At 69.4% G+C, this 20,773-nt stretch carries 20 protein-coding genes and 1 tRNA gene; 11 read left to right on the plus strand and 10 right to left on the minus strand.

All coding sequences use genetic code 11. From position 1 onward, the window contains the following. Window positions 1-421: 421 nt before the first annotated feature. The 4 genes from ACFVYL_RS13095 to ACFVYL_RS13110 all read right to left on the minus strand — a co-directional run bounded on the left by ACFVYL_RS13095 (window position 422) and on the right by ACFVYL_RS13110 (window position 3,798). Window positions 422-1,063, minus strand: coding sequence for an MAE_28990/MAE_18760 family HEPN-like nuclease (locus ACFVYL_RS13095; RefSeq protein ID WP_389715103.1), 642 nt, complete (start codon window positions 1,061-1,063; stop codon window positions 422-424). Window positions 1,064-1,076: 13 nt separating this feature from the next. Then, window positions 1,077-2,180, minus strand: coding sequence for a DUF262 domain-containing protein (locus ACFVYL_RS13100; RefSeq protein ID WP_389715105.1), 1,104 nt, complete (start codon window positions 2,178-2,180; stop codon window positions 1,077-1,079). A gap of 768 nt (window positions 2,181-2,948) precedes the next feature. Then, window positions 2,949-3,248, minus strand: a complete 300-nt coding sequence (locus ACFVYL_RS13105; protein ID WP_389715107.1) for a hypothetical protein — start codon at window positions 3,246-3,248, stop codon at window positions 2,949-2,951. Next, window positions 3,241-3,798 (minus strand): bifunctional DNA primase/polymerase, encoded by a 558-nt coding sequence (locus ACFVYL_RS13110; protein WP_389715109.1) that lies wholly within the window; start codon window positions 3,796-3,798, stop codon window positions 3,241-3,243. Before ACFVYL_RS13110 ends, ACFVYL_RS13105 begins: the two co-directional genes overlap by 8 nt. Window positions 3,799-4,196: 398 nt before the next feature. Between ACFVYL_RS13110 and ACFVYL_RS13115 the strand changes: the two genes are divergently transcribed. Beyond that, entirely contained in the window at window positions 4,197-5,450 is a 1,254-nt protein-coding gene (locus ACFVYL_RS13115) for a hypothetical protein (RefSeq protein WP_389715410.1), read from the plus strand. Window positions 5,451-5,479: 29 nt separating this feature from the next. Here ACFVYL_RS13115 and ACFVYL_RS13120 read toward each other — a convergent pair whose 3' ends face one another. After that, complete coding sequence (locus tag ACFVYL_RS13120; protein WP_389715111.1) at window positions 5,480-6,412, minus strand: phosphotransferase family protein; 933 nt, start codon at window positions 6,410-6,412, stop codon at window positions 5,480-5,482. Window positions 6,413-6,510: 98 nt separating this feature from the next. Between ACFVYL_RS13120 and ACFVYL_RS13125 the strand changes: the two genes are divergently transcribed. Next, window positions 6,511-6,591: transfer RNA gene (locus ACFVYL_RS13125), tRNA-Arg, on the plus strand. Between the two features lie 198 nt (window positions 6,592-6,789). On the opposite strand, the gene tatA is transcribed toward ACFVYL_RS13125, so the two are convergent. Further along, on the minus strand, window positions 6,790-7,008 hold the full coding sequence (gene tatA / locus ACFVYL_RS13130; RefSeq protein ID WP_389715113.1) for a Sec-independent protein translocase subunit TatA: 219 nt from the start codon (window positions 7,006-7,008) through the stop codon (window positions 6,790-6,792). An 83-nt stretch (window positions 7,009-7,091) separates the two neighbouring features. Here tatA and ACFVYL_RS13135 point away from each other — a divergent pair, with 83 nt between their 5' ends. Beyond that, complete coding sequence (locus ACFVYL_RS13135) at window positions 7,092-8,549, plus strand: LCP family protein (protein WP_389715115.1); 1,458 nt, start codon at window positions 7,092-7,094, stop codon at window positions 8,547-8,549. On the opposite strand, the gene ACFVYL_RS13140 is transcribed toward ACFVYL_RS13135, so the two are convergent. Then, window positions 8,540-11,344: an HAD-IC family P-type ATPase gene (locus ACFVYL_RS13140; RefSeq protein WP_389715117.1), complete on the minus strand. Its 2,805-nt coding sequence runs from the start codon at window positions 11,342-11,344 to the stop codon at window positions 8,540-8,542. The genes ACFVYL_RS13135 and ACFVYL_RS13140 overlap by 10 nt on opposite strands. Before the next feature lie 37 nt (window positions 11,345-11,381). Then, window positions 11,382-11,741 carry an ArsR/SmtB family transcription factor gene (locus tag ACFVYL_RS13145; protein WP_389715118.1) on the minus strand — a complete coding sequence of 120 codons (360 nt, stop codon included), beginning with the start codon at window positions 11,739-11,741 and terminating at the stop codon, window positions 11,382-11,384. A gap of 305 nt (window positions 11,742-12,046) precedes the next feature. Here ACFVYL_RS13145 and ACFVYL_RS13150 point away from each other — a divergent pair, with 305 nt between their 5' ends. Then, complete coding sequence (locus ACFVYL_RS13150) at window positions 12,047-12,811, plus strand: thioesterase II family protein (protein ID WP_389715119.1); 765 nt, start codon at window positions 12,047-12,049, stop codon at window positions 12,809-12,811. Window positions 12,812-12,949: 138 nt separating this feature from the next. Here ACFVYL_RS13150 and ACFVYL_RS13155 read toward each other — a convergent pair whose 3' ends face one another. After that, window positions 12,950-14,104: a Ku protein gene (locus tag ACFVYL_RS13155; protein ID WP_389715121.1), complete on the minus strand. Its 1,155-nt coding sequence runs from the start codon at window positions 14,102-14,104 to the stop codon at window positions 12,950-12,952. A gap of 86 nt (window positions 14,105-14,190) precedes the next feature. On the opposite strand from ACFVYL_RS13155, the gene ligD reads away from it, so the two are divergent. Together ligD and ACFVYL_RS13165 are read left to right on the plus strand one after the other, a co-directional pair. Next, window positions 14,191-15,075, plus strand: coding sequence for a non-homologous end-joining DNA ligase (ligD, locus tag ACFVYL_RS13160; RefSeq protein ID WP_389715122.1), 885 nt, complete (start codon window positions 14,191-14,193; stop codon window positions 15,073-15,075). Between the two features lie 163 nt (window positions 15,076-15,238). Next, a complete protein-coding gene (locus ACFVYL_RS13165; protein WP_389715124.1) occupies window positions 15,239-15,667 on the plus strand; it encodes a nuclear transport factor 2 family protein in 429 nt (142 codons plus the stop codon). 94 nt (window positions 15,668-15,761) lie between these two features. On the opposite strand, the gene ACFVYL_RS13170 is transcribed toward ACFVYL_RS13165, so the two are convergent. After that, the gene (locus ACFVYL_RS13170; protein ID WP_389715125.1) at window positions 15,762-16,571 is read right to left on the minus strand and encodes a nuclease-related domain-containing protein; all 810 of its coding nucleotides are present in this window, start codon (window positions 16,569-16,571) and stop codon (window positions 15,762-15,764) included. Between the two features lie 260 nt (window positions 16,572-16,831). Between ACFVYL_RS13170 and ACFVYL_RS13175 the strand changes: the two genes are divergently transcribed. The 5 genes from ACFVYL_RS13175 to ACFVYL_RS13195 all read left to right on the plus strand — a co-directional run bounded on the left by ACFVYL_RS13175 (window position 16,832) and on the right by ACFVYL_RS13195 (window position 20,760). Beyond that, entirely contained in the window at window positions 16,832-17,410 is a 579-nt protein-coding gene (locus tag ACFVYL_RS13175) for a hypothetical protein (RefSeq protein WP_389715127.1), read from the plus strand. A 218-nt stretch (window positions 17,411-17,628) separates the two neighbouring features. Beyond that, the gene (locus tag ACFVYL_RS13180) at window positions 17,629-18,219 is read left to right on the plus strand and encodes a class F sortase (protein WP_389715411.1); all 591 of its coding nucleotides are present in this window, start codon (window positions 17,629-17,631) and stop codon (window positions 18,217-18,219) included. A 51-nt stretch (window positions 18,220-18,270) separates the two neighbouring features. Then, window positions 18,271-19,014 carry a hypothetical protein gene (locus ACFVYL_RS13185; protein ID WP_389715128.1) on the plus strand — a complete coding sequence of 248 codons (744 nt, stop codon included), beginning with the start codon at window positions 18,271-18,273 and terminating at the stop codon, window positions 19,012-19,014. Further along, window positions 19,011-20,312 carry an ATP-binding protein gene (locus ACFVYL_RS13190; protein ID WP_389715130.1) on the plus strand — a complete coding sequence of 434 codons (1,302 nt, stop codon included), beginning with the start codon at window positions 19,011-19,013 and terminating at the stop codon, window positions 20,310-20,312. Before ACFVYL_RS13185 ends, ACFVYL_RS13190 begins: the two co-directional genes overlap by 4 nt. Before the next feature lie 97 nt (window positions 20,313-20,409). After that, a complete protein-coding gene (locus tag ACFVYL_RS13195) occupies window positions 20,410-20,760 on the plus strand; it encodes an SH3 domain-containing protein (protein ID WP_389715132.1) in 351 nt (116 codons plus the stop codon). The last annotated feature ends 13 nt before the right edge of the window (window positions 20,761-20,773 follow it).

A 20,773-nucleotide genomic window follows, 5' to 3' on the forward strand; every position in this document is an offset into this window, starting at 1 on the left:
GTGCCGTCAAGAGGGTGTCTAAATTGGTCGTCACAACCCGATGTTGGACACCCTCCCTCCGTCTGAGAACCCCGCTATCGGAACTACTCGTCTAGCCCTAGAGGAGTTCCACCTTCCCGGGCACGACTTGGAGCTTGCGTTCCGGCTGTAACGAACTGCCTGGAACCGACGCACGGTTCAGACTTTCTCTACTTCTTCAAGACGGCTCGCTCCGTTCACCGCGGCCCGCTCCCGACCGAGCTTGAAGATCATGGCCCAACGTCGTGCTGTAGAGGGCGGGAATTCATATTGCCCGCCACGCCGAAATCTGGCGCACTCATGATCACTCACGCTAAAGCAGCGCCACCCCAAATCACTCCTCCGACCGCAGATTGCTTCTGCGCTTCACGGAGACCTAAGCCCTCTAAAAAATCGTTCCCTATTAGGAGGCCACGTAAATTTGATTCCTAGCGGCATCAAGTAACTGATTCGAGTAAGTGTCCAAGAGGTCACGAACGGCATTGAGCCGCTCAGCAGCGTCTACCTCGCTGAAGGAAGTCAACTCACCGTGCGCTACTTGATTGCGCCCAAAAACCAGCTTCTCATCAATAAATATCTGCCGCGTTGAATAACTGTCCAGATAAGGAAGTCCTAGGCCTGTAACGAGTGACTGAAAAACTGTCGACGACAGATTGCTCTCCGTGTCGACATATTTGTCAGGAGAGACCGAGAAGATCTTTTCCCTGTCTGCATCAATAGACGTGAGGACCTCTCCCAAGAAGCTGACTTTCGAACTATTCTGAGCGCGCTTGAAATGACCCGCGACGTAAGCAGCTTGAAAGCAATTTCTGAGCTTACTAACCGGAATCTGCTGTCCATTGATATGCCTGATATAGAGTGAGCTTGCGTTTTTAACAAACCCTTCCCAATGAGCATAGGTAAAAACAACCGCCGCTCGACACATCAAGTTCTTTTGTGATTGATCAGTGAAGGGAGTTTGGATCGCCACGGCAAGACGGGACAATTCGAGCTTACGGTGAGCTAGATCCTTTTGGACTTTTTCACCGAACTTCTGCAGATCCATGAGGGCCCTTCGTTCAGCGCGCGAAGAGGCGGCGACCGAAGGGGATTGTCTTTTTCATCCGCTGATCGGCGCGTACGCCGGTCGCGTGGCGGGCCGAAAAGGCTGGGTCCAGCCACAATTCTTCTCGCTTGCTGCGCACGCCGGAGGGGTCTGCTTCGACTTGCGGAGGGTGATACCCCATACCCAAGGCGATGGCCTCGAACGCGGTGAGAGAGAATGGTCCTTCTGCACGCTGCTTCTCAGGATTCCATCGCCGCAGGATTTCCCCTCCGCCAGCAGCCAAGATCACCTCGAATACTCGCTTGAAGATTACACTCTCCTCCTCAAGACGCGCCGTGTCATATTCGGAGAAAGCGACGAGTTCGGATGTGAGAAAGTCGCCAATATTGCCAATCGATGCAATTCCAGACTCCGGGAGTCGACGGAGGAATACAAAGCGTAGAGCCAACTCCATGTGATAACGCTCATCGATTAGCCTGTCGGGCAGCTCCAAGGCCTCCACAAAAGCAGGAGTTTCTGAAATTTCAGTGAGCCACTCAAAGTGCGGCTTACTCATACTGACAAGCAGGCAGTTACGGAGCTCCTGCGGGGTGGCAACCGAGCCGAACGAATTAAGCCGCTGAAACAGATCGTACTTTGCCCTGTTGTCGCTTTCCCTCTTAATGATTTTCATGTCCACGCGAGCACGTTTGAAGTCAAGTCGTTGAGTTGAATCAAGCGATCGCTGCGCCCCCTCTACGGGTTCATACGCGCAGCCGTCGAGTAGCGTCAAGAAAGGTGCAGTGGAACAGATGAGCGGCTTATAGCGTACGTCGTCTTCGTCCTTCAGAATTCCCATGAATTGGAAAATTGTGGACAAGCGCTGAACTCCATCCACGACATCCCAAACGCCTTTCTCATTCTGCGCCACGAACACGCTAGGAAGCGGAATACCTAGAAGGATGCTTTCAATCAGCCGGCTCTTCTGGCTCTCTTCCCACCTAAAAATCCTCTGGAACTCGGGGTGAATATCGATCTCGCCGTCTCGATAGAGATTCGAAAGCTCTCCGATCGACATGGGGTAAGAATCGGTAGCAATCTGACGACGATAACCGCTGATCTGCTCCTCTAGCGTCATGTACGAAGAATAGCAGCCGTCCGATTCAACGGGCAGGAGTTGTCAAGAACACGTCCCTCCCACTTACATTCCCAGGCCGAAGTGATCTTGACTTGCCGGGCGACCGTAGCTGCCACGCACCGAACGGAGAGACTTGAGGAGCAGATCATGCCCGGTTTCGCTCACGGGGTTACCATCGTCTCTCGCCCACCCTCCCGGCAGAATCCGAGTACCGATCCCCGGCGAGAAAGGTACCGACAACACTGCACGGGTTCGCCGAACAGAGCAGCCTGGTCGTTTAAGAAGCAGTTACAGCGTCCGCAGTGGACCGCCACAGCGATGGAGCAGGGGACGACAAGGAATCGAGTTGAAGCTGTGGGCTCGCCTGACTACTCAGCGAAGGTGGCCTGCCGTCCGTCCGGGCTGCGGCGCTGGGGCGCCGGTCCCGGCCGGGCGGCAGGCCACCTGGCTTGTGATCGCGGTGAAGTGCAGGAGTCGTTCAGCGGGGAGCAGCCGAGGCCGGCGAGGCTGCTTGGCGGGCCTTTGCCTCCGCTCCCACGTTAATGAGCTGCGCCAGCAGTTCGGCCGCTTCCGGGCGGATCGTGCCGAGGCGGACCAGGCCGTCGCGGCTCGGAGGCCGGGGAAGTCGGATTCCAGGCCGAGGGCAGTGAGTTGCTGGGCGAGGGTGTCCGCGCTGCGTCGGCCCTCTGCCCAGCCGCGGACGTAGTTCACGCCCGTGGTCAGGTTCTCGGCGCGCGGGGCGATGACTCCGTGTCGGTCGGTCATGGCTCACTCCCCCGAGTCGTGTTCGGTCGCGGTGTCTGGATGGGGCTCTGCGGCGCTCGACAGGCCGAGCCGCAGCAGTTCGGCCAGCTGCTCGGCCGTGGCAGGTGAGACGCGGCCCAGTTCGACCAGGCCGTGGCCGAAGGCATTCAAGTCAGCTCGCAGGTACGGGAAGTCGTGGTCGAGGCCGGCGCTCGTCAGGGCGTCCCGGAGGGCCATCGTGGCGTTGCGGGCGGCGTACCAGCCGTCGCTGTCGAGCGGGGGCCAGCGGGCGGCATCGACGCGGCCGGACGGTTCGTCATGCACGGGTGCTCTGCTCCTCGGGATAGGCCGCGAGGGCGTCGACAGGAGAGCGATAGCGCTCGCCGTAGTGGTCGATGCGTGCCAGGAGTTCCGCCGAGGCGGCAAGGAGCGTGGCCAATGCGATTGGGCGGAGGGGGTTGGCCTCCGGTCGGCGGATCGGTGCGCGCAGCCATTCGTACCGATCACCGGTCAGCGGCATGGGGCCGGGCACGACCACCACCGCGTTCGCGCCGAGGTAGCGGTAGGCCAGCGGCTTGGTGCACTCGCGGTTGACGAAGTGCGCGAAGCCATCCCGGTTGTTGGAGCCGAGGAAGAAGCCGACGCGCTGGGCCGCCCGATCTATCATCGCCGGCCCGCAGGGCAGCCCCTGGCGACACATCTGGTCGAAGGTCTCCAGGCCAAGGCGTTGCCCGACGGACACCACGTCGAAGAAGCGTCCGGTGCGCAGCATCGTCGGCCGACGCGGGTCATCGGCCCAGTGGGCCCGGCACGTAACCGGGTCGTCGGCGCTTGCCGAGAGCCACTCGATGCCTCTCCTGGTCATCGTCTGCACGTCTACTCCCCACCTCGGTTCCGCCGTCGCGCTGTTCCGCGGCGCGGTGGTTCCACACTCCTGCCAAGGCCCTTGAGCTGGGCAGATGACGAGAGGTGACGAGGGGTGACGTGCAGGACGAAGGAGCGTCACCCCTCGTCATCCGCGAATGGAGTCGATTGAGTTCCGTTCGCCTGTGTCAACAGGCCTGTCCCGTCACGTACGTTCAGGATGGGCAAGAACCACGCACCACCCCTTTACCATGCGTCGAGGAGGGCGGGGAGACGACTGCCATGGGTCCGGTCAACGAACGTCTGCGCCGTGCGCGAGCCGAACGCGGCTGGAGTCAGCTCCGGTTGGTGCGTGAGTTGCGGCGGGTGGCAGCCGCGCGTGGGCACCAACTCCCCTCCGACGAGAGCGTGAAGCGGCGCATCGCGAGTTGGGAGAACGGGCACAGCACTCCCGACGCGTTCTACGGGGCTTTGCTTGCGGAGGCGTTAGGGCTTGGTCCGGACGCGCTGGGCATGGAGCAGGGCGGCAGCCGGGACGCCGTACTTCTCGACGCCGGGTACCCGGACAGTCCCGACGCCGCGATCGGCACGGTGGAACGGCTATGGACGGCGGACCTGAATCGGTACGAGCCGCTGTTGCAGGCCGAAGCCTCCGAGCCCGCGTGGAACGAGGCTTCCTTACGTTGGCTGGTCGCACCGGGGCCCGAGCCCCGGTCGGGGCGGCCCGGGTCGTTGCGGGTGGGGCTCGGGGACGTAGCCGCAGTGAAGACGACGGCCGACATGTTCGCCCAGCTCGACGACCGGTTCGGGGGCGACCACGCACGGCGTTCGGTGATCCAGTACCTCAGTACGGACGTGGTGCCGCTACTGCGCGGGAGCTACAGCGACGCGGTGGGACGCGCGCTCTACTCCACCGTGGCGGAGGCGACGCTTCTCGCCGGGTGGATGTCGTATGACGCGTGCCATCACGGACTCGCGCAGCGCTACTTCCTCCAAGCCCTCCGGCTCGCCCAGGACGGCAACGACCGGCGCCTTGCCGGAAGCATCCTCTCGGCTATGAGCCACCAGGCCACCTTCCTCGGTCGGTACACGGAGGCGGCCACTCTCGCCCGCGCCGCGCTCATGGGCATCTCGGCGGTGGCCACGCCGACGCTGCGTGCCCAGTTCCACGCCATGGAGGCACGTGCGCTGGCGCGGATCGGCGACGTACGCGGGTGCGAAGCCGCGTTGACGGCCGCGACACGTGCGTTGGAGAGCCGCAACGCGGAGGACGAGCCGGAGTGGATCACCTACTTCGACGCCGCGGAGTTGGCCGCCGAGGCCGCGCACTGCTTCCGCGACGTGAACAGCGCCCGCCAGGCCGTCGCGCACGCCGAGAACGCGATGAGCGGCAGCCACGTACGGAGCGACTTCTTCGCCACGATGGTGCTCGCCGACGCTCACCTTCGCGCCGGTGACATCGAGGAGGCGTGCCAAGTCGCCGTAGACGCGCTGGATCTCGGGGAGAACCTGAAGTCGGCGCGGTGCGTGAGCTATCTCGCGGAGTTCCGGACCGACCTCCTCGCGGCCGGGGACAACGCCGTGTCACGCGCGTTCGCTGAGCAAGTGCGCGAGCACCGGTTGTGGGTGAAGGCAGAGAGCGGCGTCCGTTCCTCCACGTAGGTTCGGTGCCTCCGGGCCCAGGGGTCCGCTCAGAAGGCGCCCCAGGTCTTCCGTCCTTCGCCCGTCCGGAGGGAGTGAAGGCGCTTCTGGAATTCGGCGGCCGAACGCTCGCTGTCCTGCGCCTGGTGGCCGAGCCACGCCACCATCATCAGCTCTCGCAGATCAGCGAGGGTTTCGTACCCGGGCCAGTTCATGAGGTCGAATCCGTAGCGGAAGACGAAGTCCCGGTACTCCTCGGCCGTGTGCCAGCCGTACCGCTCGTAGTACATGGTGGTGAGGATCAGGTCCCACTCGCGTGGCGCCAGGGCGAAGCCGTCGAGGTCGATCAGGACGGCGTGGCCGTCGCGGTGGCGGAGGATGTTTCCTATGTTGGCGTCGCCGTGGATCAGGCCGAAGGGGAGGACGAAGTCCAGGCGGTCGTAGTCCTTGCCGAGCCTTGCCGCGCGTTCCTCCAGGAACTCCCGGTCTTGGTCCGCGATGGCGTCGAGGCCGGCCAGCGAGGAGGCCAGCTTGGCGTGCGGGTCGAAGTACGGGAGGCCGAGGGATTCGGGCTCCTCCAGCCAGTGCAGGCGCCGTAGGAGGTCGGCCAGCTCGCCTACGGTGGCGTACTCCTCGCGGTCTTGGACGCTCTCCCAGAAGGTGACCACGCGGCCACCGATTACGGCCGGTTGGGTGGTGTGCGGCGGGACCCGGTTCGCGGGGAAGTCGGAGAGCTCCAGCCAGCGGGCGACACCGACGGCACGTTCCATCTCGGCGAGGGCCGAGAGGTCTCTGGCGATGCGGACGATGACCGGTTCCGAGGTGAGGCGGTAGACGGCGTTCGAGCCGAGGCGGAGGAGGTCGGCACCGCTCGGGTCGAGGCCGGCGGAGCGGCAGGCGTCCCGGAGGATGCGGGCCGTACTCTCGGCCGTGAACCCCGTATCGTCGCCGTCTCCACGCCCGCCGTCGCTGCCCAAGATCATGCCAACGACCATACGGGGCACGGACGGAGGCTGACAGGTCGCCCACGTAATGAGGGCGTAATGATCATGAGTGGCGGGCTCCGGCAAGGGCTCCCCCACGCAGGTCAGAGGGTGGATCGGCTCTCCGTCTCCTCTGGCCTCCGGAGCCGTGTGCGCAGGTTCGAATCCTGCCGGGGCACCTTGTAGTAGGTCCCGAAGACCCCGCCATCAGCGGAAACGCTGAGAGCGGGGTCTTCGCGTATCTACGGACGTGTGCAGCTGAATGCGGCCCCGAGCGGCGCCGCATCAGAGTCTGCGGACCACTCGTGACCGTGATCTCGGATCGTTTCCCCAGGGCAGTCCCCACCACACGACGAAGGCCTCCGGAAGGGCCTGCCTCACTTGTTGTGGGTCTGTTCGCTAGGCTCTTCGTTCTCCTCCTTCAGGGCTCGTGTCTCGCTCTTCAGGATGCGTAGGGATTTGCCCATCGAGCGGGCAGCGTCCGGGAGGCGTTTGGAGCCGAACAGGAAGATGACCACCAGCGCCACGATCAGTAGGTGCCAGGGCTCCAGGGCGTTGCGGATCACTGCTGACCCTCCGGCTTCTGTGCGGTTCACGGGAAGTGCTTCACGGGAAGTGATAGTTGCTATATTGCGCAACTGTACAACCGTGCAGTGGTGGGCGGCAGTGAGGTGGGCAGATGGGTGGGGTTCGGCGTAAGCGGGGGCGTGCGCGGCGGTGGAGGCGGGTGGGGTTCGCTGTCGTGGGGGTCCTGGTGGGGGTAGTTGTCGGTGGGGGTGGCTGGGTCTGTCTGAAGTTGAACGGGAGCATCGAGACCTTCAGCGCCGACGGGGTGTCCGGGGACCGGCCCCCGGCCGGCGGTTCGCGGGGGCAGAACGTTCTCGTCATCGGGTCCGATGCGCGGACCGGCGGCAACCGTGCGCTCGGGGGCGGGGACTCGGATGACATCGGGCGGTCCGACACCGCCTTCCTGCTGCACGTCTACGCCGACCGGCGGCACGCCGTCGCCGTCTCCATTCCTCGCGACGCCCTCGTCGACATACCGCCCTGCAAGCTGCCGGACGGAAAGTGGACCGAGCCGCAGCGTCATGTGATGTTCAACGCGGCGTACTCCGTCGGGGAGACCGCCAAAGGGAATCCCGCCTGTACGCAGAACACCGTGGAGAAGCTGAGCGGGCTGCGGGTGGATCACACCGTCGTCGTCGATTTCAAGGGGTTCTCCGAACTCACCGACGTTGTCGGGGGCGTTGACGTCTGCCTGCCCAAGGATCTCTACGAAGGTGACCTCAATCCCCATCGCAGCAGCCCCGGCGAGCGCGTATTCCGCAAAGGGGTGCAGAAGGTTTCCGGGCAGCGCGCCCTGGACTACGTACGCATCCGGCACGGCATCGGCGACGGGTCCGACATCGGGCGCATCAAGCGTCAACAGGCCTTCGTGAGCAGTCTGTTGAAGAAGGTGAAAGGGGAAGGGCTCAGCCCCGGGAAACTGTTTCCGCTCGCCGATGCCGCCGTTCACTCCATGACCGTCGATCCCGGGCTCGGGTCCGCCGACAAGCTCATCTCCTTCGCCATGTCCCTGAAAGACATCGATCTGCACAACACCGAATTCGTCACCCTCCCCTGGCGTTACGACGGCGCCCGCGTCGCTGTCGTCGAGCCCGATGCGTCGGAGCTGTGGGCCTCCCTCAAGGAGGACAAGGGTGTGGGGAGTGGTGGGGCTGGTGAGGATGGCGGGAGTGGTGCCGGTGGTGCTTCCAAGGGGGTTTCCGGGAGTGGGGTCTCCGTCCGCGTTCTCAATGGCACCAGCGTCGACGGGCTCGCCGCCAAGGCCGCCCGGGCGCTCACCTCGCACGGGTTCACCGTGACCGGCACCGGTACGGCCGCCGCCGGTCAGGAGCACGCCACCACCGTGGTCGAGTACGGGACCGGGAAGGGGATGAAAGCGCGGGCCGAGACCGTTGCCCGGCTCTTTCCCGGCGCCGAGGTGCGGGCAACTGCCGAGGGGGGTGGGGTCAGGGTGGTTCTTGGGCAGTCGTACGTCCGGTCGGCCACGGCAGACAGTGCGGGTGGCGGTGGTCATCGCGGCAAGGCTCGGGCCGCCGATGACGCGCCCTGCTCCGATCTCTCCTACGGCTGAGCGGTGACGCGGCGCCCCAGGGCGCGCCTCAAAGTGGTCAGGGCCAGCGCGTACAGGGCCAGGACCGCTGCCAGGAGCAGGTAGTAGAGGGGTGGCAGCGGGGTCATCGCCAGGAGCGGGCCCAGGGGGGTGAGGGGGAGCAGGAGGCCCGTGACCGCCAGGGCTGCCGCCGCCCACGTGATCGGCGCAGGTCTGCCAGGTCTGCCAGGGCTGCCGGGGGGCGCGGTGCCGCGCGTCGTGCGCAGGAGCAGCATCACCAGTGCCTGGGTGAGCAGGTTCTCCGTGAACCAGCCCGAGTGGAACACCGATTCGTCCTCCGTCCCCGTCGGGCCCGGCACCGCGAGCGCGAGGATCGCGAAGGTCGCCAGGTCCGCGACGGCGTTGAGCGCGCCGAAGCCCGTGATGAAACGGAGGAAGGCGCGCGGGCGCAGGGACGTGGGGCGGCGCAGGGCCTCGCGGGCGGGGCGTTCGAAGGCGAAGGCGAGTTGGGCGGCGTCGAAGCAGAGGTTCTGTGCAAGCACCTGGGCCGGGAGCATCGGCAGGAAGGGGAGCAGCAGGCCCGCGGTGAGCATGGCGATGACGTTGCCGAGGTTCGAGGAGAGCGTGCTGCGCAGGTAGGTCGCGATGTTCGTGCTGCTGGCCCGGCCCGCGGTGACGGCGTGGTCGATCGCCGTAAGCCCTGCGGGGTCGGCAGGCGCCGTTTCCACGGGGCCGTCCCCTGCGCGCCGCGGCAGCACCAGGTCTGCCGTCTCTCTCGCCACCGGGACCGCGTCGTGGGGTGCCACGCCCACGTCGGCCGCTCGCAGGGCCGGCAGGTCGTTGACGCCGTCGCCCAGGAATCCCGTGGTGTGGCCGTGGGCGCGCAGGGCGGCCACGATCCGGGCCTTGTGCTCGGGCGTGCAGCGGGCGAAGACCGTGGTGCGGTGGGCCAGTTCGGAGAGGGCGGAGGGAGTGAGTCCCTCGATGTCGGCGGCGGTACGCACGTCTGCCCGGTCGACGTCCAGGCCCAGGTCACGGCAGGCGCGGGCCGCCGTGCCCGGGTGGTCGCCGGTGAGGATCTTGACCGTGACGCCCCGGTCCGCGAGCGCGCGCAGCGCCGGGCCTGCGGCGGGCGTCAACGCGTCCCGCAGGGTGACGAAGCCGCGAAAGGTCAGGCCCCGTACGTCCGCCGGGGACCAGGCGCGGTGCCGTGCGGGGCGGTCGGCGGTGGCCACCGCCAGCAGGCGCAGGCCCGTCGCCGCGTGCCGGGCCGCTTGGGCATGGAGGCGTGCGCGCTCCTCGGCGGGCAGGGCGCAGCGCTCCAGTACGTTCTCGACGGCGCCCTTGACGACCAGCGTGTGGACGCCGAGGCCCGCGCCGGGGCGCGACACGACGGCCGTGGCGAGGCGGCGTACCGGGTCGAAGGGAAGAGCCTCGATGCCCTCGCACCGCGTCGCCGCCTCCTCGTCGTCGTCGGCTGCTGCTGCTGCGGCGGCGGCGGCGGCCAGGATCGCCTCGTCCAGGGCGTCGGGCGCGGGCAGGTCGGCGAGGTGGAGCGTCCACCAGGCGTTCACGGCCGCCCAGTGCAGGACCTCGGGGGCGTCCCTGCCCTCCGCGTCGACGGCCCGCTCGACGACCGGGCGGTCCTGGGTGAGCGTGCCGGTCTTGTCCACGCACAGGACGTCCATGGCGCCGAGGTCGTGCAGGGCGGGCAGCCGTCTGACGATGACGCCGTGGGTGCGGGCGAGACGTACGGCGGCCCGGGCCAGGCACGTGGTGACGACGACCGGGAGCATCTCGGGGGTGAGCCCGACCGCCACCGCCACGGCAAACGGCAGGGTCTCCAGGCCCCGGCCCCGCAGCGCGGCGTCCGCCATGAGCACCAGCGGGGGCGTCAGCAGCATGAAACGGATGAGGATCCAGGAAATGCCGTGCACGGAGCGGTCGAAGGCGCTGGGAGGGCTCGGGGCTTCCCGCGGTGAGGTGGGTGCCTTGCCCGGTTCGCCCGGTCGGATGGGTGGTGCGGCACGACCGGCGGCTCCGGCCGCTCCGGCCGCTCCGACCGCTCCGACCGCTCCGGCGAGCGCCGCGTACCCCGCAGCGAAGCGCGTCCCGCTCCCCGTCGCCGTCACCACCGCCGTCCCGCTGCCCGCCGTGACGCTGCTGCCCTGGAAGCAGGCGTACGGAACGCAGGCATACGGGACGCGGGCGTACGGGGTGTCGAGCAGGGCGGCGGAGGGCGGGGCCGTGGACCCCGCGTCCTTCGGTACCGGCGCCGCCTCCCCGGTCAGCGGGGCCTCGTTCACGTACAGGCCCTGCGACCTGAGCAGGTGGACGTCGGCCGGGACCAGGTCTCCCGCGCCGAGGCGGACGATGTCGCCGGGGACGAGCTGGTCCACCGGGAGTTCGCGGGGTGCGGGCGGGGTGGCGTCGGCGGGGCGGCGTACGACGGTCGCCGTCGTGGTCACCAGCTCGCGCAACGCCGTCATCGCACGGTCCGCGCGGTGTTCACCCGTCGCGCGCAGCGCGCAGCTGACCGCCACCAGCATCGTGATCACGCAGGCCGTGCCCCAGGCCGCGACGGTGGCCGAGACCAGGCCGAGGCAGAGCAGGACGGCCGTGAAGGGGTCGCGCAGGCCGCGTACGAACCGGCCGGGCCACGGCACGGTCCGCCGGGCCGGGAGGGTGTTCTCGCCGTGGCGGGCCAGCCGGGCGTCGGCCTCCTCCTCGGTGAGGCCGCGCGGCCCGGTGTCCAGGGAGCGCAGGACCTCAAGGGCCGTCGGCGCGGGCGTCCGGCCGCCGTGTTCGACGGCCACCGACCCTCCGTACACCGGTTCCTCGGGCACGGAACCCTCAGGCACCGGTTCCGCGCAGGCGCCGGGCGGCGGGGGACGCCTCGGCCCGGGACGCGAGCTGGGTGACCATCAGGCGCACCACCGTCACCACGTCGGGGTCGGCGACGAAGTACACCACGCGGCGACCCTCGCGGCGGGAGCCCACGAGTCCGGCGAGCTTGAGCTTGGTCAGGTGCTGGCTGACGGCGGGCAGCGCGCCGCCCACCCGTTCGGCGAGGCCGGTCACGTCGCTCTCGCCCTGGGCGAGGGCCCACACGATGTGCAGTCGCGCGGACGAGGCGAGCAGGCCGAACGCGGCGGCCGCCTCCGTGAGCAGTTCGGCGGGCGGATCGTCGTAGCCGTCGGCGCCCGTCGTCACCTGTCGGCCTCCCGCTCCCACCACCGTCGTCGTCCTTCTTCTCATCGATCCGGCCCGTCCGCACGGTCCGCCCGTCCGCACGGTCGGGGGCCGTCCGCACGGTCGGGCCCGGCTCTCTCGGCTCAGCGGTCAGTCTAGGTGGATGCGGTGCGTCCAGGTCTGCGGACATGATCAAGACTGTGGCGGTGCCTTGAGGCATGCTGGCGGACGTCGGCCGACCCGACCGGGCGCACGCCGTACGCGTCCGCCCCCCGACCACAGACACACAACGTCGCGCCGTACGCGGCCGCGAAAGGAGAGCGCCCGTGGGCAACTGGATACGTTGCTTCCACCCCGCACCCGATGCCGGGACCCGGCTGGTCTGCTTCCCGCACGCGGGCGGTTCCGCCAGCGCCTACCACCCGCTGTCGGCCGCCGTCACCGGTGTCGTCGAACCGCTCGTCGTGCAGTACCCGGGCCGCCAGGAGCGGCTCGGCGAGCCGTTCGCCGAGCGGGCCGAGGAGGTCGTCGACGCCGTGCTCGCCGCGCTTCCCGGGTGGGCCGACGGCGAACCCACGGCGCTGTTCGGACACAGCATGGGTGCGCTTCTCGCGTTCGAGACCGCGCGGCGCATGACCGCCGAGGGGCGGCCGCCCGCAGCCCTGTTCGTCTCCGGCCGGCAGGCACCCTCGCTGCCCTGGCGGCCCGCCGCGGCCCGGCTGCCGGTGGGTGAGATGTCCGACCTCGAACTCGTCGAGGACATGCGGACGTTGTCCGGCACCGCCGACCGGCTCCTCTCCTCCCCCGAACTGCTGCCGCTCATCCTGCCGCCGGTACGCGCCGACTACCGGCTCCTGGACGAGCACGTCCACCGCAGCGGGCCCCCGCTCGACTGCCCGGTCATCGCCCTGACCGGCGACGCCGACCCGCGCGTCGCCGTCGAGAAGGTGCGGCCCTGGGAGAGCGAGACGCGGGGCGCCTTCTCCTGCCATGTGCTGACCGGCGGCCACTTCTTCCTCGACGGGCATCTGCCGTACGTCGCGGAAGTCGTCGCCTCCTCGCTGCGCGGCCTGAGCGCGACGAGGCCCTGAGGACGGGAACGGTCAGGAGGACGGGGACGGTCAGGAGTGCGGGAACGGTCGGGAGGACGGGGGCGGTCAGGAGTGCGGGAACGGCCGGGAGTACGGGACCGGCCGGGGAGTACGGGAACGGCAGGAGTACGGGAAGGATCAGGCGGAGGCCCGGCGCTTCGACGTCGACGCCGTGGTCGTCTTCTTCGCCGCCGCGGTCTTTTTCCCCGCCGTCGTCTTCTTGGCCGCCGTCCTGCCGGAGGCCGTCTTCGTCGATGCCCTCGACCCCGACCTCGACGCCTTCGACACCGACGCCTTCGGCTCCGAGGGCTTGGCCGCCGCCGTCTTCGTCGTCCTCTTCTTGGCGGGGGCGGCCTTCTTCTTCGCCGAAGCCGCTGACGCCCCCGACACCGACGACGACGCCGTCGACTTCTTGCCGCCCACCTGTTTCGGCGTCGCCCGGGACGACTTGCGCGCGATCGGCGTCACTTCGGCCACCTCGTCGTCCGCCGAACCGCCCTCCGAGGCCTCGCCCCGCGCCGTGCGGGCCGCTCGCACGCTGCTCTCCAGGGCCGCGATCAGGTCGATGACCTTGCCGCCGCCCGCTTCCGCCGCCGGGGTCCGCTCCGCCGGGGTCGCGCCTTCGACCTTCGCGGCGATGAGTTCCTCGACGGCGTCGCGGTAGTCGTCGTGGAGGGTGGAGATGTCGACCTCGCCGAGGGTGTCCATCAGGGCGTCCGCCAGGTCGAGTTCGGCGTCGCGGACGGTGACGTGCGTCTCGGGGGCCACTCCTTCCGGCGCCCGGATCTCGTCCGGCCAGAGCAGGCCGTGCATGGCGATCACGTCGTCGACCACCCGCAGCATGCCGAGCCGCTCCCGGCCCCGCAGCGCGTACTTCGCGATGGCCACCTTCTGGCTCCGCTTGAGCGCCTCGCGCAGCAGCGTGTACGGCTTGGCGGCGGGGACTCCGCTCGCCGAGAGGTAGTACGCGGCGTCCATCTGGAGCGGGTCGATGCGGTCCGCGGGGACGAAGGCGACGATCTCGATCGTCTTGGCCGTCGGGATGGGGAGCGCGGCCAGGTCCTGGTCCGTGATCGGGATGATCGAGCCGTCCGCGTCCTGGTACCCCTTGCCGATCTCCGCCGACGGCACCTCGCGCTCCTCCAGCTCGCACACCTTGCGGTAGCGGATCCGGCCGCCGTCCTCGGTGTGGATCTGGCGGAAGGAGACCGAGTGGTTCTCGGTCGCGTTCACGAGCTTGATCGGGATGCTGACCAGACCGAAGGAGATCGCACCGTTCCATATGGATCGCACGTCGACTCCTCTCTGCGGGGAGGGGCAAGGTGACAGGGTTTGGGAGGATTCGTGGCGTTATAGGCGTTTTGTGGGACTCTCATCGTATGACGCCTATCACCGAGGTGGAGGGGCGACGGCTCCCGCTCAGCAATCTGGAGAAGGTGCTGTATCCCGCGACCGGCTTCACCAAGGCCGAGGTGCTGCACTACTACGCGAGCACGGCCGAGGCCCTCCTCCCCCACCTCCGCGACAGGCCCGTCTCCTTCCTGCGCTATCCGGACGGGCCCGACGGCCAGCGGTTCTTCGCCAAGAACGTGCCGCCGGGGACCCCCGACTGGGTGCACACGGCCGAGGTGCCCCGCTCCGAGGGAGGCGTGCGGCAGATCCTCGTACAGGACCTGCCGTCACTGATGTGGGCCGCCAATCTGGTGACCGAGTTCCATGTGCCGCAGTGGCGGGCGGACGCCCCGGCGCGGGCCGACCGGATGGTGTTCGACCTGGATCCGGGGCACCCCGCCACCGTCGTGGAGTGCTGCCGGGCGGCGCTCTGGCTGCGCGAGCGGCTGGCGGCCGACGGATTCCACGTATACGCCAAGACGTCCGGCAGCAAGGGCCTGCATCTGCTCGTACCGCTGGAGCCGACCCCCTCCGAACGGGTCACGGCGTACGCCAAGGAGCTGGCCGTCGAGGCCGAGCGCGACCTGCCCGAGCTCGTCGTGCACCGCATGACGCGGAGCCTGCGCCCCGGCAAGGTCTTCGTCGACTTCAGCCAGAACGCCGCCGCGAAGACCACCGCCGCGCCCTACACCCTGCGGGCCCGCCCCGAGCCGACCGTCTCCGCCCCGGTGACCTGGGCCGAGGTCGAGGACTGCGCGGAGCCGGAGCAGCTGGTCCTCACCGCGGACGACATCGCGCCCCGGCTGCAACGGCACGGCGATCTGCTCGGTCCCCTCCTCGACCCCGCCCGGGCCCGGCCGCTGCCCGCCTGAGCCACCCCCTCACCCGAGCCCCCCCCACCTCTGCGGCGTGATCGACGTCACTGCTAATCAAGTTTGACTAGGCATGCGTCGAGGCATACCTTCTTCGACAGTAGTCAAACTTGATGACTACGGCTTCACCACCACCTTCACGCATTGACGACGAGGAGACCGCGTGACCTTTCTTCCCGAGACCGGATACGTCCCGACCACCGAGGACCGCGCGAGCCTGGACGCCTGGTTCGCCGAGTACGACGGGCACAGTGCCAGGCGCGACGTGGAGCGCATGGCCGATCTGGCCGTCTTCCCGCTCAACCTGGTCAGCGACGACGCGTCGGGGGACGGGCGCTCGGCGCAGTGGGACCGGGAGCAGTTCGTGGGGACCATGACGCACGTGATGGGGAGCGGCAGCGACGACATCACCTTCGAGTCGACGCGTACGCCCGTCTTCCTCTCCCCCGCGATGGCCGTCGTCTTCACCGACTCGGTGATGACGGCGAACGGCGAGACGCAGCAGCTGCGCTACGCCGACATCCTGATCAGGCGCGGCGGATCCTGGGCCTTCCAGACCATGGTCCAGGGGGGTTGGGGGGACAACCTCTGAGATGACCTCCGAGACAGTCTCTTGAGGGGACCTCTCCTTAAGGCGGCCTCCGGACCCGTCGCGCCTGGCGGCACCCCCTGAGCCGACGGCCGGCTCAGACCTGCAGCCAGGTGCGGCGGTCCCTGGCCAGGGCGTGCAGGGCCTCCACGTCGGCCGGTTTCAGCACCCCGCCGAGGCGGGCGAGCCCCGGCAGGTCCGCCTCGCGCAGCACCCGTACGTCGCGCGGCGGCGCCGCCACGGCGAGTTCGGCGGCGCCGGTCCCGGCCAGCGCCAGGACGGGGCGGACCTCGGCGGTCAGCGCGAAGGAGGCGCGGCCCGCGTCGGAGCGGATCGAGCGCAGCAGCGGAACCGGCTCGGCACGGCCGACCACGACCATCGGATCGGCGATGCGCACCCGCTGCCTGCGGACCGCGAGGGCGCCCACACAGAACAGGCCACCGGGGCCGATCAGCAGATGGTGGATGCGGGCGCCACCGGGCAGCGGCACGGAGTGCAGCACCCGCCAGCCCGCGCCTTCGAGTTCGTCCAGGGCCTCGCCGACCGTCCGCTCCGCGGCGAGCGCACGGTGCCGGGCGTCGGCGCGGAGCCTGCGGGCGGGCGCCGGATCGCGGTCGAGGGAGATGCGCAGGGCCTCGCCGGGGCGGTTGGGGGCCAGGTCGTCGTCCGGGTGGAGGGCGAGGCGGGCCAGCTCGGCAGGGGTGGGCACGGGCGGCGGCCCCACCGTGAACGGGCCGGTCAGAAAGGGGGCGAGGGCGTCGAGCACGTCCTCTTCGCGGTCCTCGCTGAGCAGGTTCACGCGGGCCGAGTCCCGGTCGTACCAGGCCACGTTCCTGCCGTCCGCGAGACACACGTACAGCCGCTCGTTCCCCTGCCGCCAAGTCGGTACGACGCGCAGTCCGGTCATGCGTCATCACCCCCTCGACCATGGGACCAGCCCGTGGCCTCCCGCGGCAAGAACCCGGTTGCGGCGGACGGAAGTCGAGGTCTCTTCGCGCCGGTCCGTCCGCTCCGCGCGGGACACATCTCCGGTCCCGTAACGGCACTGCTCGCACAGCTATGGCCCGTCGTTACATAGACGACGAATTGCCGCAATAGCGGACATCTAGCGTCGTAGCTGTCCACCCGCTCAGCCCGGAGCGACCAGCCGACCGTAAGGAACGTCCCGTGAGCACCCCTCGCCGCCACACCCTCCTCCGCACCGCCGCCGTCTCCACCCTCGTCGGCGGGGCGCTGCTCGTCCCGGCCGCGGGTGCCTTCGCGGCGGCCTCACCGGCCCCCGAACCGACGGCGTCGCAGAGCCGGTCGCCGCAGCCGGAGAAGGGCGAGGTCTTCGACGTCGTCCTCGGCAACGGCGCGAAGGCGAAGATCCAGAACCGCGGCGGCTCCTTCGTGGCGACGATCTCCCTCAAGGGCAAGGAGATCGCGACGCTCTCCGCCACGCACCCGACGGTCACCCAGGGCGGCGTGAAGTACGAGCTGCATCCCTCCAACGGGCACATCGGCATCACGTACCTGAACCGCGAGGACGGCAAGGACGGCAAGGGCGGCAAGGGCGGCCACCACGGCAAGCGCGGCGAGAACAGCGGCAAGACCGTGGCCCCCAAGGGCGGCGTCAAGGCCGGTGCCGAGAACATGCGGGACGCCGGTGACCCCGCGTTCCTGGTGGCCGGGGGCGGCATGGCCGCGGCCGGTGCGGCGGGGCTCGGCTTCGCGATGCTGCGCCGCGGCCGCACCGACTCCTGACACCCCCGCCCATCCGGTACGCCCCTGCCCCTCTCCCCGGCCCCCTCCCCCCGTCCCCCTCTCCGGCCGCCGGACGGCCCTCACCGTCCGGCGGCCGTACCCCTGCCGTTCCTCCCTCTGCCCCACAGGAGTTCCCCGTGAGCACCTCCACCGGTTTCGAGCCCGGCGCCCCCGACGACGCACAGGCCGCGGCCCGGCAGCGCCGTCGCACCACCCGCATCGCGGCCGCCGCGGCCCTGACCGCGGCGCTCGGCGTCGGCCTGATCGCCTGCGGCCAGGGCGGCAAGGGCGACCCGGCCCCCGACGTCAAGGTGAACAACGCCGCCACCACCCGGGCCAAGCAGGCCGTCACCCCGATGCAGGCGTCCAGGCCGACCGGGCTGCGCATTCCCTCGGCGGGTGTCGACGCGACGTCGATGCTCGACCTCGGCGTCGGCGCGGACCAGGAGCTTCAGGTGCCGCCGGTGGACAAGGCCGACGAGCCCGGCTGGTGGACCGGCGGGGTCACGCCCGGCGAGAAGGGGGCCGCCGTGGTCGTCGCGCACTACGACACGGCGAACGGTCCCGCGCTGATGAAGAACGTCGCGAAGGTCGAGGTCGGGGACACTGTCCAGGTCCCGCGCGCGGACGGCAGCACGGCGACGTTCAAGGTGCGGGAGATACAGCAGGTCGACAAGAAAGACTTCCCCACCCATAAGGTGTACGGGGCGACGGGCCGGCCCGAGCTGCGCCTGCTGACCTGCGGCGGGCCGATCGTGGACGGTCACCGCTCGGACAACATCATTCTCTACGCAGACCTGGTGTCGTAACAACAGGCCTGTTGACACGACAGGCCGCACCCTGCGGCAGGCAGGAGTGCAGTGATCCGCAGCCGGCGCGCGCCCGCCGCCTTCGCCGTCCTCGCCGCGCTCCTCGTCGCGGGCTGCGGCGACCCGGGCGGGCTGGAGAGCGCCGGCGCGACGCCGACCGCCGAGGGCCCCACCCACCTCTGGCCCGACCTGCCGTCGCCCTCGGTGCCCGCCGAGGACTACGGCGCCATAGAGAGCGTCAAGGTCAAGGGCGTCAAGGTGCCGAAGGGCGACCTGCACGAGGTGGACCCGGCCGAGGTCGTCCGCGCGGACTTCACGGAGAACCCGGGGACGTACGAACCCTCCGACCGCGCGTACAAGGAGACGGTCGAGCGGCTCAAGGACTGCGCCGAGGACGGCTCTCCGGAGCGCTGCCCGGTCCTCAAGGCGTACTACCGCGACCTGACCGGCGACGGCAAGGACGATCTGATCGTCGGCGTCTCGACGCCCGACGACAACCTCGACATCCGCGTCTACGCCGAGGAGAAGCGGCAGCTGACGCAGATCATGGAGATGAGCGACGCGGTGCTCGGCGTCGAGCTCGCCGGGCGGGACCTGATCATCCGCGCCGTCTCCAGCCTCGCGGGGTACGAGTACCACACCGTGTGGTCCTGGGACTCGCACCAGAAGGCGATGCTGCCGAGGAGCGACGAGATCGTCCGCTCCTCCCACGCGCCCCGCGCCAAGTCGCACCGGCCCAAGACACCCGGGCCCGCCACGCCCCGCCCCTCCCCCTCCGCGGGCGGCGGGCGATGAGCCACCGGCAGCCGCGCGGGCCGCGGCTCCCCGCCTGGACGGCGACCCTCACCTGGAAGGCCGCCGTCTTCATCACCGTCATGTGCTGCGCGCTCGCCGCGCTGCTGGGCGCGCTCGTCCACGTCTCGGTGACCAACCAGACCGTCGGCCAGGCCCGCGAGCGGGCCCTCGCCCGGCTGAAGGAGGTCACCGAGCGCTATGAGGCGGGCGACCGTCTCGGTCCCGGCGCGGGCGTCGATCCGGCGGGTCTGCCCGGCAGGCTGCGCGACCTCGCGGCGGACGGGCAGCGTGGCACGATGGTCGCCGCCCACGAGTCGCGGCCGACGATGTGGGCGGCGGGGCCCGCCGACGGGCGACGCGTCATCGCCGTCCAGGTCGACTACGCGCAGGGCGCCCGCACCATCGACGGCCTCGACCGGGCCATCCTCGGCTCCTCCGTGCTCGCGATCGGCGCGACGCTGCTCGTCGGCGCGTTCGCCGTGACGCGGGTGACCCGGCGGCTGCACCAGACGGCGCAGGTGGCGCGGCGGATCAGCGCGGGCGATCTGGACGCGCGCGTCAAGGATCCGCACTCCGGGCCGAGCGCCACCGGGGCCCCGCGCCACCAGGACGAGGTGGCCGCGGTCGCCGGCGCCCTGGACACCATGGCCTCCACGCTGCAGGGCAAGCTCCTGAGCGAGCAGCGGTTCACCGCGGACGTGGCGCACGAGCTGCGCACTCCGCTGACCGGGCTGCACGCGGCGGCCGAGCTGCTGCCGCCGAGCCGGCCGACCGAGCTGGTGCGGGACCGGGTCGCCGCGTTGCGCACGCTGACCGAGGACCTGCTCGAGATCTCCCGGCTCGACGCGAAGAGCGAGCGGGTGGACCTGGACGCTCATCAACTCGCTCCACTGGCGGAGCGGGTGGTGCGTTCTTCCGGTGAGGGCACGGAGCTCGTCGTCGTACGCGATGTCTGTGTGGAGACCGACCGGCGGCGCCTGGAGCGGGTGCTCGGCAATCTCGTCGTCAACGCGCACAAACACGGGCGGCCGCCGGTCCTCGTGACCGTCGACGGGCCGGTGGTGACGGTACGGGACCACGGGGACGGCTACCCCGACTACCTGGTGGCGCACGGGCCGCAGCGCTTCCGCACCGAGGGCACGTCCTCCAAGGGGCACGGCCTCGGGCTGACCATCGCGCTCGGTCAGGCGGCGGTCCTCGGGGCGCGGCTGACGTTCTCGCAGGCCCCTGACGGAGGCGCCGTGGCCTCGCTCCGGCTGCCGTTCGAGGAGGCCGACGCCTCGGGTGACGCGGTGTGAGGTTGCGGGTGCGTATCGCGCCGCTTTAGGTGTGACTGCGGCCTGCGAGCGCCTTGCCCGGAGCCGCTCGACCCACCCCTCCCCCCGAGGAGTCCCCATGTCCCTGCGGACCACCACCACCCGGCTCGGCGTACTCACCGCGGGCGGCGCCCTCGCCGCACTCACCCTCGCCGGACCGGCCACCGCCCTCGACGACACCACCCACAAGCCGCCCGTCTACAAGGGCCGCGTCACCGCCAAGAACGGGCTCCTGCTCCGCACCTCGCCGACCCGCGGCAGCAAGGTGGTCCGCACCGTCCCGCGCGGCAAGGTCGTCACCATCTTCTGCAAGTCCAAGGGCGACCGCGTGGGCCGCAGCAACCTCTGGTACCTGCTCACCGACGGGACCTGGGCCTGGGGCTCGGCGTACTACATCGCGAACATCGGCCCGGCGCCGCGCTGGTGCTGAGAGTCTGTCCTTG

It is taken from the genome of Streptomyces sp. NPDC058308, assembly GCF_042880275.1.
GTDB lineage: Bacteria > Actinomycetota > Actinomycetes > Streptomycetales > Streptomycetaceae > Streptomyces.